The 14,091-nt window shown below is 54.8% G+C and carries 17 protein-coding genes and 1 pseudogene; 5 read left to right on the top strand and 13 right to left on the bottom strand.

Going from position 1 to position 14,091, the window contains the following annotated elements; translation table 11 throughout:
* Nucleotides 1-376 precede the first annotated feature (376 nt).
* The 3 genes from H7A79_RS08245 to ftsB all read left to right on the top strand — a co-directional run bounded on the left by H7A79_RS08245 (nucleotide 377) and on the right by ftsB (nucleotide 2,519).
* Nucleotides 377-874 carry a YbhB/YbcL family Raf kinase inhibitor-like protein gene (locus tag H7A79_RS08245; RefSeq protein WP_187001665.1) on the top strand — a complete coding sequence of 166 codons (498 nt, stop codon included), beginning with the start codon at nucleotides 377-379 and terminating at the stop codon, nucleotides 872-874.
* A 72-nt stretch (nucleotides 875-946) separates the two neighbouring features.
* On the top strand, nucleotides 947-2,233 hold the full coding sequence (gene eno, locus H7A79_RS08240) for a phosphopyruvate hydratase (RefSeq protein WP_186999917.1): 1,287 nt from the start codon (nucleotides 947-949) through the stop codon (nucleotides 2,231-2,233).
* Nucleotides 2,234-2,243: 10 nt separating this feature from the next.
* Nucleotides 2,244-2,519: a cell division protein FtsB gene (ftsB, locus tag H7A79_RS08235; protein WP_135033379.1), complete on the top strand. Its 276-nt coding sequence runs from the start codon at nucleotides 2,244-2,246 to the stop codon at nucleotides 2,517-2,519.
* Nucleotides 2,520-2,655: 136 nt separating this feature from the next.
* Here the strand turns inward: ftsB and H7A79_RS08230 are convergent, their stop codons facing one another.
* The 3 genes from H7A79_RS08230 to tsaE form a co-directional block, all read right to left on the bottom strand.
* Entirely contained in the window at nucleotides 2,656-2,916 is a 261-nt protein-coding gene (locus H7A79_RS08230) for a hypothetical protein (RefSeq protein WP_186999916.1), read from the bottom strand.
* Nucleotides 2,917-2,994: 78 nt separating this feature from the next.
* Nucleotides 2,995-4,302, bottom strand: a complete 1,308-nt coding sequence (locus H7A79_RS08225) for an N-acetylmuramoyl-L-alanine amidase (protein ID WP_186999915.1) — start codon at nucleotides 4,300-4,302, stop codon at nucleotides 2,995-2,997.
* A complete protein-coding gene (gene tsaE, locus H7A79_RS08220) occupies nucleotides 4,290-4,760 on the bottom strand; it encodes a tRNA (adenosine(37)-N6)-threonylcarbamoyltransferase complex ATPase subunit type 1 TsaE (RefSeq protein ID WP_186999914.1) in 471 nt (156 codons plus the stop codon). Before tsaE ends, H7A79_RS08225 begins: the two co-directional genes overlap by 13 nt.
* A 373-nt stretch (nucleotides 4,761-5,133) precedes the next feature.
* Between tsaE and murI the strand changes: the two genes are divergently transcribed.
* Complete coding sequence (murI, locus tag H7A79_RS08215) at nucleotides 5,134-5,946, top strand: glutamate racemase (protein WP_187001664.1); 813 nt, start codon at nucleotides 5,134-5,136, stop codon at nucleotides 5,944-5,946.
* Nucleotides 5,947-6,547: 601 nt separating this feature from the next.
* Here murI and H7A79_RS08210 read toward each other — a convergent pair.
* Both H7A79_RS08210 and H7A79_RS08205 read right to left on the bottom strand, forming a co-directional pair.
* Nucleotides 6,548-8,761 (bottom strand): RelA/SpoT family protein, encoded by a 2,214-nt coding sequence (locus H7A79_RS08210; protein ID WP_135037268.1) that lies wholly within the window; start codon nucleotides 8,759-8,761, stop codon nucleotides 6,548-6,550.
* A gap of 311 nt (nucleotides 8,762-9,072) precedes the next feature.
* Nucleotides 9,073-9,552 carry an FxsA family protein gene (locus H7A79_RS08205; protein WP_135037271.1) on the bottom strand — a complete coding sequence of 160 codons (480 nt, stop codon included), beginning with the start codon at nucleotides 9,550-9,552 and terminating at the stop codon, nucleotides 9,073-9,075.
* 212 nt (nucleotides 9,553-9,764) lie between these two features.
* Between H7A79_RS08205 and H7A79_RS08200 the strand changes: the two genes are divergently transcribed.
* Nucleotides 9,765-10,475 carry a M23 family metallopeptidase gene (locus tag H7A79_RS08200; protein ID WP_187001663.1) on the top strand — a complete coding sequence of 237 codons (711 nt, stop codon included), beginning with the start codon at nucleotides 9,765-9,767 and terminating at the stop codon, nucleotides 10,473-10,475.
* A gap of 464 nt (nucleotides 10,476-10,939) precedes the next feature.
* Here the strand turns inward: H7A79_RS08200 and H7A79_RS08195 are convergent, their stop codons facing one another.
* From H7A79_RS08195 to H7A79_RS15210, 8 genes and pseudogenes are all read right to left on the bottom strand, one after another.
* Nucleotides 10,940-11,602: a hypothetical protein gene (locus tag H7A79_RS08195; protein WP_186999913.1), complete on the bottom strand. Its 663-nt coding sequence runs from the start codon at nucleotides 11,600-11,602 to the stop codon at nucleotides 10,940-10,942.
* 248 nt (nucleotides 11,603-11,850) lie between these two features.
* Nucleotides 11,851-12,270 (bottom strand): type II toxin-antitoxin system VapC family toxin, encoded by a 420-nt coding sequence (locus tag H7A79_RS08190; protein ID WP_186999912.1) that lies wholly within the window; start codon nucleotides 12,268-12,270, stop codon nucleotides 11,851-11,853.
* A gap of 2 nt (nucleotides 12,271-12,272) precedes the next feature.
* The gene (locus tag H7A79_RS08185; protein WP_135037280.1) at nucleotides 12,273-12,539 is read right to left on the bottom strand and encodes a type II toxin-antitoxin system prevent-host-death family antitoxin; all 267 of its coding nucleotides are present in this window, start codon (nucleotides 12,537-12,539) and stop codon (nucleotides 12,273-12,275) included.
* 177 nt (nucleotides 12,540-12,716) lie between these two features.
* Nucleotides 12,717-13,118, bottom strand: a complete 402-nt coding sequence (locus H7A79_RS08180) for a tyrosine-type recombinase/integrase (RefSeq protein WP_187000099.1) — start codon at nucleotides 13,116-13,118, stop codon at nucleotides 12,717-12,719.
* Nucleotides 13,087-13,251, bottom strand: coding sequence for a hypothetical protein (locus H7A79_RS08175; RefSeq protein WP_187000098.1), 165 nt, complete (start codon nucleotides 13,249-13,251; stop codon nucleotides 13,087-13,089). The genes H7A79_RS08180 and H7A79_RS08175 overlap by 32 nt, the downstream gene beginning before the upstream one ends.
* A gap of 12 nt (nucleotides 13,252-13,263) precedes the next feature.
* Nucleotides 13,264-13,562: pseudogene (locus H7A79_RS15215) on the bottom strand (tyrosine-type recombinase/integrase); the annotation flags it as partial.
* The gene (locus tag H7A79_RS08165; protein WP_343060905.1) at nucleotides 13,463-13,789 is read right to left on the bottom strand and encodes an Arm DNA-binding domain-containing protein; all 327 of its coding nucleotides are present in this window, start codon (nucleotides 13,787-13,789) and stop codon (nucleotides 13,463-13,465) included. The pseudogene H7A79_RS15215 and the gene H7A79_RS08165, both read right to left, overlap by 100 nt.
* Entirely contained in the window at nucleotides 13,731-13,973 is a 243-nt protein-coding gene (locus H7A79_RS15210) for a hypothetical protein (protein ID WP_186999911.1), read from the bottom strand. Before H7A79_RS15210 ends, H7A79_RS08165 begins: the two co-directional genes overlap by 59 nt.
* Nucleotides 13,974-14,091 lie beyond the last annotated feature (118 nt).

Genomic DNA, 14,091 nt, shown 5'->3' with positions numbered 1-14,091 from the left:
AAAAGCAGCAATGTGTAAAAGGTGGGAGAGTAATTGTGCCCGAATATTCTACAGAATCCGCATTCCGGCTGCCGGCGATAATGTATAGGGATAAGGCCGGTTATTTTATTGCCGGTATATTTATAAAAATGGAGATGGGGCTGTAAGGTCTGCTTGATTTACGGCGTCTAACGGTAGGAAAGCCAAATCGTATCAATCGGACATGATTGCCCGGTATTTCAGGAGACCAAAGATGAAAAATACCAATTTCCCCGCAAAACCGTCAGATGTGCAAAAGCGGCAGCTTCTCAAGGCAGCAGGAGTCATAGGGCTTGCAGGATTTGTTCCTGCCTCAGCCGCAGCCGGGCTGAAGAGTAAAAGCAGTCCTTCCCGTAAAATGCAGGTTGTCAGCAGTGGTATACAAAACGGTAAATTTTTAAACAAATACGGCAAACGCGGTTCGCAGTTCACGGCAAACGGTATGCCTTCTTATTCGATACCGTTCGAAATTAAAAATGCACCAAAACAGACCAAATCCTTTGCTGTTGTTTTTGAAGACAAAGATGCTGCGCAAGTTGCAGGGTTTGTGTGGACACACTGGTTGATTGCAGATTTGCAGCGGACATCGGTTCTGGAAAACGAAAGCATTTCGGCAAAAGATTTTACCCAAGGGGCAAACAGTTGGGCCAGTAAAATCAACAAATTCTCTATTGCTGAAGCCTCGGCCTACGGCGGTATGGCGCCGCCCGATAAGCCGCACCGCTACGAGCTTTACGTTTATGCTCTGGATACCAAATTGAATTTGAAGCCCGGCTTTCGTTATAATGAACTTCATTTCGCCATGCAGGGTCATATTCTTGAAACGGCTTATCTGGTCGGCATTTATGATTCATAACACCATAGCTTAATAGCCTAAAAACAGGCAGTCTTTTTAATACACGATCCGATTATTCAGGAGAACTTTCCCATGAGTGCAATTGTTGATATTTTCGCCCGCGAAATTCTCGATTCACGCGGCAACCCCACCGTTGAATGCGATGTGCTGCTCGAAAGCGGCGTGATGGGTCGTGCCGCCGTGCCCAGCGGCGCATCGACCGGTCAAAAAGAGGCTCTTGAGCTGCGTGACGGCGATAAAAGCCGCTATCTGGGCAAAGGCGTATTGCAGGCCGTGGAACACGTTAATAACGAAATCGCCCAAGCCCTAATCGGGCTGGATGCATCCGAACAAAGCTATATCGACCAGGTGATGATTGAGCTGGACGGCACCGACAACAAAGGCCGCCTGGGCGCCAATGCCACGCTGGCCGTGTCGATGGCCGTTGCCCGTGCTGCCGCCGAAGATGCCGGCCTGCCGCTTTACCGCTATTTGGGCGGTGCCGGCCCGATGGCGATGCCCGTGCCGATGATGAATGTGATCAACGGCGGCGCACACGCCAACAACAGCCTCGATATTCAAGAATTTATGATTATGTCCGTGGGTGCGAAAAGCTTCCGCGAAGCCCTGCGCTGCGGTGCCGAAATTTTCCATGCGCTGAAAAAACTGTGTGACAGCAAAGGTTTTCCCACCACCGTCGGCGATGAAGGCGGTTTTGCACCCAACTTGGGCAGCCATGAAGAAGCCCTGCAGCTGATGCAGGAAGCCGTGGGTGCCGCAGGCTATACGCCCGGCGAAGATGTGGTGTTTGCCTTAGACTGCGCCTCCAGCGAATTCTATAAAGACGGTAAATACCACCTGAGCGCCGAAGGTTTGGCCTTGAGCAGCGAAGAGTTCGCCGACTACCTTGCCAAACTGGCCGATGCCTATCCCATTATTTCCATCGAAGACGGCATGGACGAAAATGACTGGGCGGGCTGGAAACACCTCACCGAAAAACTCGGCAAACGTGTGCAGCTCGTGGGCGATGATCTTTTCGTCACCAACCCCAAAATCCTGGCCGAAGGCATCGGACAGGGTATCGCCAATGCGCTGTTGGTGAAAGTGAATCAGATCGGCACTCTGAGCGAAACCCTCAAGGCCGTTGATTTGGCCAAACGCAACCGCTACGCCAGCGTGATGAGCCACCGCTCGGGCGAAACCGAAGATTCCACCATCGCCGATTTGGCCGTGGCCACCAACTGTATGCAGATTAAAACCGGCTCTTTGAGCCGTTCCGACCGCATGGCCAAATACAACCAGCTGCTGCGTATCGAAGAAGAGCTGGCCGAAGCCGCCTATTACCCCGGTCGTGCCGCGTTTTACCAACTGAGCAAATAAGGCCTAATGCATGAAGTGGGTAACACTGGTTTTAATCGCCGCGATCACATGGTTCCAATACAGCCTTTGGATTTCCAAAGGCGGCTGGCGCGATATGTGGCGCTTGCAGGATGAAGTGGCCGGCCAGGAAGAGAAAAACCGGGCGCTCACTTTGCGCAACAACGCCTTGCAGGCCGAGGTGGACGATCTCGCCCAAGGGCAGGACGCCATTGCCGAAATCGCCCGCGTAGATTTGGGCTATATCCAAAACGGAGAAACATACTACCGTTTGGTGTACCGCCGCTGACCGGCTCGGGCTAAGGCCGTCTGAAAGATTTATTTTTCAGACGGCCTTTGTTTTGGCGCAAGCCGTGCAGCCATTGCGTTAAAGTTTTAACCGCCGGGACACCGGCACGGCAAAGCAGGCCGCCGCCGTTATGGCTTCAACCCCGGCCTGTTCTGCAGCCGATCAATCCGCCCAATCCAACTTCGTTTTCCAACACGGGGCGGCAGGGTATGACCGCGAAACGCAGCAATACAAAACCCGCTTGTTTCCACCATCGTGTTTTCAGCGCAACCGCCGCAACCATGCCTGTTTCGGGCATCTGTTTTCCTTGTTCGGAAGGGCAGGCGTCAGCGTGGAACCCGGGGATGGCGGAGCAGGCGGGGAAATATTCTCGGCCGATGCGGGGTGTATGGCCCAAAGGTGCAGGCCGTCTGAAAGCAATTCAATCTTTCAGACGGCCTGTATGCTAAGCGCGGCTTTCGATATGCCGGAGAGGCTATCTGCGCGCCAAAACGGCTTTGCCCAAATAAGCCCTCACGCCGTTGGCGATGGCTTGGGCGCTTTTTTGGCGGAATGAAGGGCTGGCCAGCAGGCTCTCTTCGGTGGGGTTGGAAATAAAGGCGGTCTCCACCAAAATCGAAGGAATATCGGGCGCGCGCAAAACGGCGAAGTTGGCCTGGTCCACATGGCCTTTGTGCAGTTTGTTGAGTTTGCCCAATTCGCCCAATACGCTGCGGCCGAGCGCCATGCTGTCTTTGATGGTGGCGGTTTGGGTCATATCGAGCAGGGCGCTGTCTACCTGACGGTTGCCCACTCTCTGCACGCCGCCGATTAAGTCGGCACTGTTTTGGGTTTGGGCGAGAAAGCGGGCTGCCGCGCTGGTGGCGCCTTTGGTGCTGAGGGCGTAAACGCCGGTGCCGCGCGCGCTGGGGCTGGTGAACGCATCGGCATGAATGGATACGAACACATCGGCTTTGAGCTGGCGGGCTTTGGCCACGCGCACACCCAGCGGGATAAAGATGTCTTCGTTGCGGGTCATGTAGGTGCGGTAGCCCATGGCATCGAGGCGTTTTTTGGTTTCGCGGGCGATGGAGAGCACCACGTCTTTTTCGCGCAGGCCGCTGCTGCCGATGGCGCCGGGGTCTTCGCCGCCGTGGCCGGGATCGAGCACGATAACGGGGCGGCGGTCGTGGCGGTGCGGGACGGCGGGGGGGGAAGTGGCAGGCGGCGGGGTGTTGTCGGTGACGGCGGGCCGGCGTTCGCGTACGGGCGGGGTGCTGCCGGTGCCGTCGCTGCGGATTTTGCCTTGCGAATAGTCATTTAAGAGCGCCATCAGGGGGTCATCGGCTTCGGCGGCCAGCGCGGTGGCGGCGGAGGGGTATAAGTCCATTACCAGGCGGTGGCGGAAGTTGGCCACGGGGGCAAGCGTGAACACCTGCGGGTTGGCGGGCTGCTTGAGATCGATCACCATGCGCACGGTGGTGGCAGTGTTTTGGCCGACACGAATGCTGCGGATATAGGGGTCGTTGCGCTGCACTTTGGCGGCCATGCCCTGCAATACGCCGTTGAGTGTCGCGCCCTCGATATCGACCACCAAACGAGCCGGGTTGTCGAGTGCGAAGTGTTTGTATTTGAGAGACTGCGAAGATTCAAGCGTGATGCGGGTGTAGGCACTGGCGGGCCAAATACGCACGGCTACAAACTGCGGGGCGGCGGCTTTGGCGGGTGCGCCGATGGGGGTGAGGGTAAACAATAAGCCCGCCGCAGCGCGGCGGACGATTTGGCGGCGTGTTAATTTAACCATGTTTCTAAACTTTTCTTGCCTTTTTCGGTGTGTGCGGTAAGTGTGCATTGGCGGCCGGAGCCGTCGGGTTCGAGCATCACCGTAAGGTCGGCGGCCGGAACGTAAGTGCCGCCTTGTTGCGGCCATTCGATCAGGCACAGGCAGTTGGAAGCGAATAAATCGTCCAACCCCGCGTCCTGCCATTCTTCGGGCGAAGCGAAGCGGTAGAGGTCGAAATGGTGCAGCAGGGTGAAACGGGGCAGCGGATAGGATTCGACAAGGGTGTAGGTGGGGCTTTTGGCCGCGCCTTTGTAACCGGCACCGCGCAGCAGGCCGCGGGTGAAAGTGGTTTTGCCTGCGCCCAAGCCGCCTTGCAGATACACCACCAAAGGCGGCATAACGGTGGCGGCCCAGCTTTCGCCCAGTTGCAGTGTGGCATCTTCATCGGGCAGGAAACGGGTGGTTTGTGCCAAATCCATATCGGTTTCTCGCTTGCGGTAAGAGTTGTGGAAATCAGGCCGAATTATGCGTCAATTCAGATGGCTTGGAAACCGTAAAAAACGATAAATTCGATTAAGAAGCCGTTACGGCGGCCTTGCGCGCCGGCAGGGTCGGGCAGGGTGCCGGATGCGCTTTAGCGGCGTTACGGCGTGATGATGCCTGTTTCGAAAAGAACGGTTTTGCAAGCCGCCCAAACAATGCAGAGCCGGCTTGCCGGCCTGCGGCTGTGTGCCGGAGATGAAGCGGGTTTGCGATAGGGTGCTTGAAACGGTGTACAATCGCACACCACCAACCAACAGCCGAGGCCGTCTGAAAACGGCTGCCGGCCTTTCAGACGGCCAGACTAACAATATGGACAACACCACCAAACAACGCCCCATCGGCGTATTCGATTCCGGCGTGGGCGGGCTGACCAATGTGCGCGCGCTGATGGAGCGTCTGCCGATGGAAAACATTATTTATTTCGGCGACACCGCCCGTGTGCCCTACGGTGTGAAATCCCGCGCCACCATCGAAGCCTTCACTTCGCAAATCGTTGATTTTCTGTTGCAGAACGAGGTAAAGGCGCTGGTTATCGCCTGCAACACCATCGCCGCCGTGGCCGGGCAGAAAGTGCGTTCGGCAGCGGGCAATATGCCTGTGCTCGATGTGATCAGTGCCGGTGCCCAAGCCGCGCTGCACACCACCCGCAACGGCCATATCGGCATCATTGCCACCAGCACCACGGTAAACAGCAATGCCTATGCCCGCGCCATCCACAGCCGCAACCCCGGTGCGCGCGTGCAGTCGCAGGCCTGCCCGCTGCTGGTGCCGCTGGTGGAAGAGGGCTGGCTCGACCACCAAGTAACCCGGCTGACTGCGCGCGAATACCTCAAGCCCCTGCTGGCTGACGATATCGACACACTGGTGTTGGGCTGCACCCACTATCCGCTGTTAAAACCGCTGCTGCGCGAAGAAGCGCCGGGGGTAATGCTGGTGGATTCCGCACTCACCACCGCCCAAGCCGCAGCCGAAGCGTTGGCCGAAGCCGGCTTGCTCAACCCCCACAACACCTCGCCCGACTACCGCTTTTATGTGAGCGACATCCCGTTGCGGTTCCGCACCATAGGCGAGCGTTTTTTGGGGCGCAGCATGGATCAGATTGAAATGGTTTCATTGGGTTAGCGCGTTCGGTATCGGTAACCGCAGGCCGTCTGAACATTTTTTCAGACGGCCTGTGCCGTTGGTTGTGAAAAATGCCCGCATGGTGTGCATGATTCGTTTTTGCCCGCAGCCCATTGCGGGAATAGCCGAAAATGCCGAAGGGGCGGCGTTGTTTGCGGCGTATCCGGACCTCCCAAAGCCATCATTTCGGCAGAAAAATAACAGTGCTCAGGCATAGAGTGTGCAAACAGCCCGGCCTTTACCGACATCTCAGGCCGTCTGAAAATGCGTTCAGACGGCCTGAGTGAATCTAGAGCAGGCAAGCCTGAGGGCGGCTTTTGCTCGGTTTGCTACCGGGCTGTTGAAGCATATTTCCCACGCCCGAATCCGCCTGCAAATATGTTTCGGCGTGAAAACCAACGGATACCCGGGGCAGATCTGGTGTGGCGGGACGGCAGGTATTGCCGGGGCTTCGTTTGGCAGCAGGCCGTCTGAAAAATGCGTTCAGACGGCCTGCTGCGCTTATTTTGCCACGCCTGTTTGCCGTGCTGCCTGCACTGTCTGCGCATACCCGGGCCGGCAAAGACGGAAGCGCGGCTTGCACAGATAAAGCGTTTTGCAATCACAGCCGTGTAACGCTCAACACGCCTTTTACTTCGGCCAGGCTTGCCAAAACGCGCGGCAGGTCGCCCACCTGGCGCACTTCCAGCGTGAAACGCATGCTTGCTTCCAAATCGCGGCTGTGGGTTTGCACGGAGGTTACGTTGAGTTTGTGGCGGGCGAGGGTGTCGGAAACATCGCGCAGCAGGCCGCTGCGGTCTTGGGCGCGGATTTCCACATCCACGGCGAAAACCTGCCCTTCGTGGGTTTGCGCCCATTGGGCGGTGAGCACTTTGTCGGGCGACTGTTCGGCCAGATGTTTGAACGATGTGCAGTTGCTGCGGTGTATCGAAATGCCCCGTCCGCGCGTAACGAAGCCGGTGATGTTGTCGGGTGGTGCCGGTTTGCAGCATTTGGCCAGGGTGGTCATCAGGCCGTCTTCGCCGTCAACCAACACGCCGTTTTTACCGCCTTTTTTGATTTTCGACTGCTTGACGATGGTGGTTTCGCTCAGGGGCGGCGGCGGGGGCTCGACCAGCGTGCCGCAGGCTTTCTGAATGGCGCGCGGCGACACTTCGCCTTGGCCTATGGCGGTGTGGAGGTCATCGATTTTCTTAAAGCCCAGCTTTTCGGCCAAATCTTGCAGATTGGGCTTGGTCGATAATTTAACCAATTGTTTTTCAAGCTGGTTGCGGCCGTTTTCGCGCACGGCATCGGCATTTTGCTGGCGGATGAAGGCGCGGATTTTGTTGATGGCGCGGGAAGATTTGACCCAGCCTTCGTAAAGCCAGTTTACCGATGGAGAGCCTTCTTTGGCGGTGATGATTTCCACCCGCCGGCCGTTTTCGAGCGGGGTGGAGAGCGGCACAATCTGGCCGTCTACTTTTGCGCCCCGGCAGCGGTCGCCGATGCTGCTGTGCAGGGCGTAGGCGAAGTCGATGGGGGTGGAGCCGGCAGGCAGCGACAATACTTTGCCGTGCGGCGTGAGCACATAAATGGTGTCGTTGAAAAGCTCGGTGCGGAATGCGCCGGCCAAATCTTCGCGGCTGTTGTCGGCCATGTTTTCGCGCCATTCGAGCAGTTGGCGCAGCCAGGCGATTTTCTGCTCGTAGGCACCGTCTCCTTTGCCGCCTTCTTTATAACGCCAGTGGGCGGCCACGCCGAATTCGTTGAAGCGGTGCATGTCGAAAGTGCGTATCTGCACTTCCACGCCTTTGTCTTCGGGGCCGATGACAACCGTGTGCAGGCTTTTGTAGCCGTTGCCTTTGGGTTGGGCGATGTAGTCGTCAAACTCGCCGGGCACAGGCTGCCACAGGCTGTGGACGATGCCCAGCGTGGTGTAGCATTCGGGAATGCTGTTTACCAGAATGCGCACGGCGCGGATGTCGTAAAGCCCGTCAAAGCCCACCTTTTTTTTCACCATTTTTTTATAGATGGAATAAATATGCTTGGGGCGGCCGGCCACATCGTAGCGGATCGGGTATTTGTTGAGCTCGTTGCGCAGGGTTTGCAGAAAGTGTTCGATGTATTCGAGCCGCTCGGTGCGCTTTTCATCGAGTAGGCGGGCTATTTCTTTGTATTGCTCGGGGTTTTGGTGGCGGAAGCCCAAATCTTCGAGCTGCCATTTGAGCTGCCACACGCCCAGGCGGTTGGCGAGCGGCGCAAAAATATCCAGCGTTTCTTTGGCCAACGCGCGCCGTTCGGGGCTGTCGGGCAGGGTGCCGATAAACTGCATGGTGCGGGTGCGCAGCGCAAGTTTGATGAGCACCACGCGGATGTCGCCCACCATTGCCAGCAGCATTTTGCGCATGGCTTCGGCCTGCCGGGTGCGTTCTTCGGGTGTGGCGAGACTGTCGATGCGGGCGAAGTGGGTAAGTTTCTGCACTTCGTGTATGCCTTCTACCAGGCTGCATACGGCTGCACCGCATTTTTCGGTTACGGTTTCCTGCCAGTTTCCGATAAATGAAGGAATATCGGTGAGTATGGCGGCGGCGACGGCCTCGGGCAGCAAATCCATTTCTGCCACCATCTGCGCTGCGCCCAAAACATGGCTCAGCAGCGGCTCGCCATGGGGGGTGAGGGCATCGACTGGGTAATGTGTTTCGGCCAGCTTGCGGGCGTTGAGCAGGATTTGGGCATCGTTGTCGTTTAATTGGGCGGTGTAGCCGTTGAGCCATTTGTGGTAATTATCGAGATCAGGCGCGATGCTGCTGGGTGCTTGTCTGATGTTGCTCATAGAGTTCCCCGATAAGGCTGATATGGAGAGGCTATTGTATAGCATGGCCGGCGGGTTTTAAACCGATGCGGCACGAAATGGTGAAATCACACAGAATGGGAGCAGGGCGGTGAAACTGCCGGTGGCTCGGGCATGCAGAGCCGCTATGTGCTGTATCGGCTCGGGGGCGGGCTGCACGTTTTGCGTTGCTTTGCTGCAGCGCAGTGCCGCTGTACGGCCCAATGGTTGGAGCGGGGTAAAAAACTCAGGCCGTCTGAAAAAAGTTTCAGACGGCCTGAGCCGCTTTAAATGCAGTGTAGTGTAACGATTGATTAATCGGGTTTGTGTTCGATATAGTCTTGTTTTGGTTTTTCAGACGGCTCGGTAACGGTGTATTCGCCTTCAATGATGTCGCCGCTGCCGCCCGGGGTGCGGCGGAAAGGATTATCGGCGGAGCCGAAAGTGCCCCCGGTTGTGTTCATTTGGGCAATCGGTTTGCCTTTAACCGGCAGCAGCAGAATCAGGGCGATGGCCAACGACACAAAACCTGGGCTCATCAGCAGCAGCGCGGCAACGGCATAACGGATGGGCCATAACATTTGGTAGAGCGAAATCCCATTGCCGCTTCTCATGGCGGCACCCGCCAGCAAAACGCCCGAGAGACCGGTGTGGCGCAGCATCATCACGCCTGCCATAAAGCTCAATATCATCAACGCCAGCGCAATGCCGCCGCCCAGCCAGTCGGCCACCCACACGATAGACATGATTTCCAAAAACAACAGCACCAGAAAACCGATACCGAAAAATCGCATTGTGCAAACTCCTTATTATTGTATTGCCGCGCATAAACTCCGAAACGGCGGCGCGACCGGGGGTGCCGTTTTTTATAAAATAAAGCCCTGCCGGCGCGCTTTCAAGCATTTTCGATGTGAAAACGGGTAAAATACATGCGCTCAAACTGGTATTCCCAACAACAGGCCGCGCCGGCATTCGGGCGGCCGCCGAAATCTGCTATCCTTACACCATGAACACACAAACTGCTTTCCCCTCAAAATTAACCACCTTTCTGCTTGCCGCCGCCGCATTTGCTTTGGCTGCCTGCGCAGGCACTTCCTCAACCGCCTCCGGCCCCGTTCCCGAAGGGCATTACCGGGTGCAAAGCGGCGACAACCTTTACCGCATCGGCCTGCGTTTCGGCCAAAGCGCGCAAACGCTGGCCGCCTGGAACAATCTGAGCGATCCCACCAAAATCGAAGTCGGCCAAGTGTTGCGCGTGCGCCCGAAAGGCAGCCCCGGCTCCGCATCAACTTCTGCGCGTGCCCCGGCAGGTTCTGCCGCAGGGGAAACCACCGTTGCCCCCACCAACCGGCTCAACCTGCAATGGCCGGTGGACAACGGCCGCGCCAATATTATCGCAGCGTATAACGGCGGATCCAATAAAGGCATCGATATCGGCGGCGAAGCCGGCACGCCGATAAAATCTGCGGCAGCGGGGAAAGTACTGTATGCAGGCGAAGGCTTGCGCGGCTACGGCAAGCTGATTCTTATCAGCCACAACAGCAGCACATTAACGGCTTATGCCCACAACCAGAGCATTTCGGTGCAGAAAGACCAAACCGTGCGCGCGGGGCAGGTTATCGGCATGATGGGCGACACCGATGCCGAGCGCGTGAAGCTGCACTTTGAAGTGCGGATTAACGGCAAGGCGGTCAATCCCATGCCTTATCTGAATTAATTTTTTCCCCAATATCTTTCAATACGCACTCGGGCCGTCTGAAACGTTTCAGACGGCCCGAGTGCGTATATTTAGGATTAGGAGTTATGTAGATTAGCCCTTAAATCCCACACCAATTCCCGCAGCGTTTCAAGCTGCCCGGACGGTGTGCCGAAGTTAAACCGACCCCCCATTCTTTCAGGAAAAGCAGGAAAGATTTGCGGCCGATTCCGTAATATTCGCATAAACCGCGTTTTGCCCGATGCCGATAGCTTTTCCGCCTGAAAGGGCGGGGCATATCGGGTCGTGGCGGCGGTTTTTGGGGTCTAAACGGTACCAAAGCGTGCTTACCGAAATGCCTAGCCGTTTGATTACTTCAAGTTGGCGCAAGATTGTGTTTGCCCTAATTCAATCGCTTTCTGCCCGTTTGGGCGTGGTTGGAATATGGCTACATTTTTTCAAGAAATTTTAGACAAAATAATACCCTATGCGCGCATAGAGTAGGCTTTTACGCGCATAGGGTATGGGTTTTTCGCGTATCGCTCAATGGCTAAAACGCCTTGCAGCCAGTTTTTCCGCATCGTTGATTCAGATACATAAAATCTTGACGCGGCTTGTTTGGCAAACTGATTTTTGCTTAACCCGCTGTCTTTGTACTCCCGTATCGCCTGTGCTTTTAGTTTGTTTGTTTTTGCGTGTCGGGCAAGCGCGGCTTTTCTGTTGGATTCTTTTATCAATTGTTTTTCTTTTGCTGCTTCCAGCGCGGCTCTCTGTAAGTCGCGCCGCGCTATTTCTCTACCTTTTCTTTCGATTTCTACCATCGGCGGCTTGTATGTTTTCTTGGGCTTTGCATTCTCGGCCTTCAGCTTTGCGATAATCTCATTTTCTAAAATAACAACATCACCGCTTGGCGTGTGGTGTTTCATGCTTTCGTATATTTTTAATTCATTTTTGGCCCGTGCTAATTCCAATTTGCTGTTTGCAAGGCTTTCTCTAAGCTGCTTGTTATCGTTCTCTACTATTTGAACCTGCTTAGATGCTCTTTTTATGTGTTGTTCAAGTGTCTTTTTATGCTCCCTTTTAAGCCTTTCTGCTTTGTCTTTCTCTTTTTGCGCTTCATCTCTCAGTCGTTTGGCCTTTTTGTGCATCTCTCTGGATTCTTTTAAATTTCGCTCTATTTCAGATACCTGCTGCTCTGATATTGTTTTTTCTTTCTTTTTTGTGGAGGGTATATGTAAACAATCTTCTTATCCTGCTCTTGTCTTTTCAATATCTTCCGCTACGTCATAGATGCTGAAACTATGCCCGCTCTCAGCATATTCCAAAAGATAACCGTAACTTCCCCATTGATTCATTTTTTCACTCCCGATAACTCAAAAAATACTTTCAGACGGCCTTAAACTGCAAATGGGTTAAACAGTTCGGTCTTAGTGTTTCTAAAATCCGCCGTGTTGCGTGTTACCAATGTAAGGCGGTGCTGTATGGCTGTTGCCGCTATCCGTGCATCGTTTTCAGGGGCTGGGTTGGGGGTGTGAAGTTTGGCGCAAATAGCGGCGGTGTTGCGGTCTATGGGCAAGATGCGGCCTGCGAACATTTCGGCCATTACTGCGCCATACCATGCCCGCAATGCCGCTCCTTGTGTTTGGTTTTTGCGCTCCATCAGCAAAATGCCCCGCTCAAGCTCCATCACAACAATAGGGCTGGTGTAGAAAACGCCGCTGTCGGCGGTGGCAAGCCAAGAGGTAAGCCCTTTGTCTGCCGTGCCGCGTTTGATTTTCCGCATCTCGCTGATTATGTTGGTATCCAGCAAATACACAGTTATTCCCCTAAATCGGCATTACGCCGCTGCGCTTGGCTGCGTGGCGGTATCTCAAGCTCTATATCGGCAGCATCAGAGCTGTCTATTTGCATCAGTACATCAAGCGCGCTTTTCGGCCTGCCTGCCAGTTGCCGATAATCGTCATAACTCAATAACACATGCGCGGGCTTGCCCCTGTTGGTTATCACTAAGGGCGCGCTGTCGGCTTCCCGCATGGCGCGGGTGGTGTAGTGGTTAAACTTCCTGCTCGTCATAATCTTTTCCATTATCAAACTCCTGCGTTTGTTTTGGATTAATGTTATTACCTTAATTTAATCCAATGCAAAGCAACGGCATATTATGCCGCCGACAAAAAAGCGGTAAAAATCCCCGCTGCTTCGGCGGGGTTGCCGGTATTTGGGATTGCGGGGCAATGATGGGCGGTTGTTAAAACCTACACAACATCAGCTTCTTTCTGCATCAATCAGGGCTGGGGCGGTGTTGTACCGCTCACGCAAATAGCCTGAATACCATTGCATCATTTCTACCCGTTGCGGCAGATATTCCGTGCGGTGGTATGCTGCCCTTACCTTGTTTTGTTCCACATGGGCAAGCTGTCGCTCGATTACATCGGGCGGGAAACCGTTTTCATTCGGCACATCGGCAGCCGGGCTGCGGAAACCGTGCGGCGTGGCAATGCCCTTGTATCCCACGTTAATGATTTTGCCTGCGGTGTTTTCGCTGATGTGGCCGTCTGAATGGGTGCGGCTGGGAAACAGATAACAACCATGCCCCGTTGCGGTGTGTAGGCTTTCCAGTAGCTCTAAAGTCCAATCAGACAAGGACACAATATGCGTCGCCCGCATCTTCATCTTTTCGGCGGGAATAACCCATAGCCGCTTGCTGATCAATTTCTTTCCATTGTGCAAAGCGGATATTGCCCGCCCGCACAAAGGTAAGCATGATTAGCATCATGGCTATGCGGTTTTCTTGGCGCATCGGTTCACGCATTTAACGGTGGTAAAACTCTGTGATTTCACTTTGCGGAAAGGCGGGCCGGTGTTTGACCTTTTCACGTACAATCACGCCGCAAAGGGCAAAGGCAGGGTTCTCTGCGGCATTGCCCGTCTGAATGGCGTAATTGAAAACGGCCTTGATACGTTGCAACACGCGGGCGGCGGTTTCAGGTACCCCACGCGCTTCTACCGCCTTACCGTTTCCAGCTGTAACGGGGCTTTGATTTCGGTAACGGGGTGCTTTCCAAGCATCGGGAAAGCGTCTGTTTCCAAAGAATACAACACGCGGGCGGCATGGTTGCTTGTCCAGCGGGGCAGTTGGTTTTTATGCCACTCGCGGGCGATTTTTTCAAAGCTGTTTCCGGTGGCGGCCTGTCGTTCCTGCTTGGCCCCTGTTGCTTGGCGGCAGCTGGGCTTGCCCTGCGAAGCAAGCGGCGGGCATTTTCGGCGGCTTTGCGGGCTTCAGACAAAGAAACGGCGGGATATTTGCCGATTGAAAGTAATTTCTCTTTTCCGTCTATGCGGTATTTCAGCCGCCATAACTTGCCGCCGTTCGGTTTGCATACCGCCGCCTGAAATTTTCTGAATCTGGGCGGTTCGTTTCAGGTTTTTTATTTGGCAGCCGTTTAACGGCGTTTGTTGGTAAAAAATAAGGGGTGTTGGTAACTGTGCGGAAATTTTACCGATTAAAAACGGTTGGTTCAATCAGACGGAACGGGGTGAAATTGGGTGAAAAAGCAAACCGAAGATGGAAGAAAACCTTTTAAATATAATGGCTTGATTGGTTTGTTTGGATAATATCGGACAAAAAACAACCGCTGGA

It is taken from the genome of Neisseria musculi (assembly GCF_014297595.2).
GTDB classification, from domain to species: domain Bacteria; phylum Pseudomonadota; class Gammaproteobacteria; order Burkholderiales; family Neisseriaceae; genus Neisseria; species Neisseria musculi.
This window is presented reverse-complemented; position numbering and strand designations above follow the sequence as displayed.

Excerpts from the sequence above, each read along its gene's own strand:
- H7A79_RS08245 (WP_187001665.1), top strand. The coding sequence starts at position 377 with ATGCAGGTTGTCAGCAGTGGTATACAAAACGGTAAATTTTTAAACAAA.
- eno (WP_186999917.1), top strand. The coding sequence starts at position 947 with ATGAGTGCAATTGTTGATATTTTCGCCCGCGAAATTCTCGATTCACGC.
- ftsB (WP_135033379.1), top strand. The coding sequence starts at position 2,244 with ATGAAGTGGGTAACACTGGTTTTAATCGCCGCGATCACATGGTTCCAA.
- H7A79_RS08225 (WP_186999915.1), bottom strand. The coding sequence starts at position 4,302 with ATGGTTAAATTAACACGCCGCCAAATCGTCCGCCGCGCTGCGGCGGGC.
- tsaE (WP_186999914.1), bottom strand. The coding sequence starts at position 4,760 with ATGGATTTGGCACAAACCACCCGTTTCCTGCCCGATGAAGATGCCACA.
- murI (WP_187001664.1), top strand. The coding sequence starts at position 5,134 with ATGGACAACACCACCAAACAACGCCCCATCGGCGTATTCGATTCCGGC.
- H7A79_RS08210 (WP_135037268.1), bottom strand. The coding sequence starts at position 8,761 with ATGAGCAACATCAGACAAGCACCCAGCAGCATCGCGCCTGATCTCGAT.
- H7A79_RS08205 (WP_135037271.1), bottom strand. The coding sequence starts at position 9,552 with ATGCGATTTTTCGGTATCGGTTTTCTGGTGCTGTTGTTTTTGGAAATC.
- H7A79_RS08200 (WP_187001663.1), top strand. The coding sequence starts at position 9,765 with ATGAACACACAAACTGCTTTCCCCTCAAAATTAACCACCTTTCTGCTT.
- H7A79_RS08195 (WP_186999913.1), bottom strand. The coding sequence starts at position 11,602 with ATGCACAAAAAGGCCAAACGACTGAGAGATGAAGCGCAAAAAGAGAAA.
- H7A79_RS08185 (WP_135037280.1), bottom strand. The coding sequence starts at position 12,539 with ATGGAAAAGATTATGACGAGCAGGAAGTTTAACCACTACACCACCCGC.
- H7A79_RS08180 (WP_187000099.1), bottom strand. The coding sequence starts at position 13,118 with ATGCGGGCGACGCATATTGTGTCCTTGTCTGATTGGACTTTAGAGCTA.
- H7A79_RS08175 (WP_187000098.1), bottom strand. The coding sequence starts at position 13,251 with ATGCGCCAAGAAAACCGCATAGCCATGATGCTAATCATGCTTACCTTT.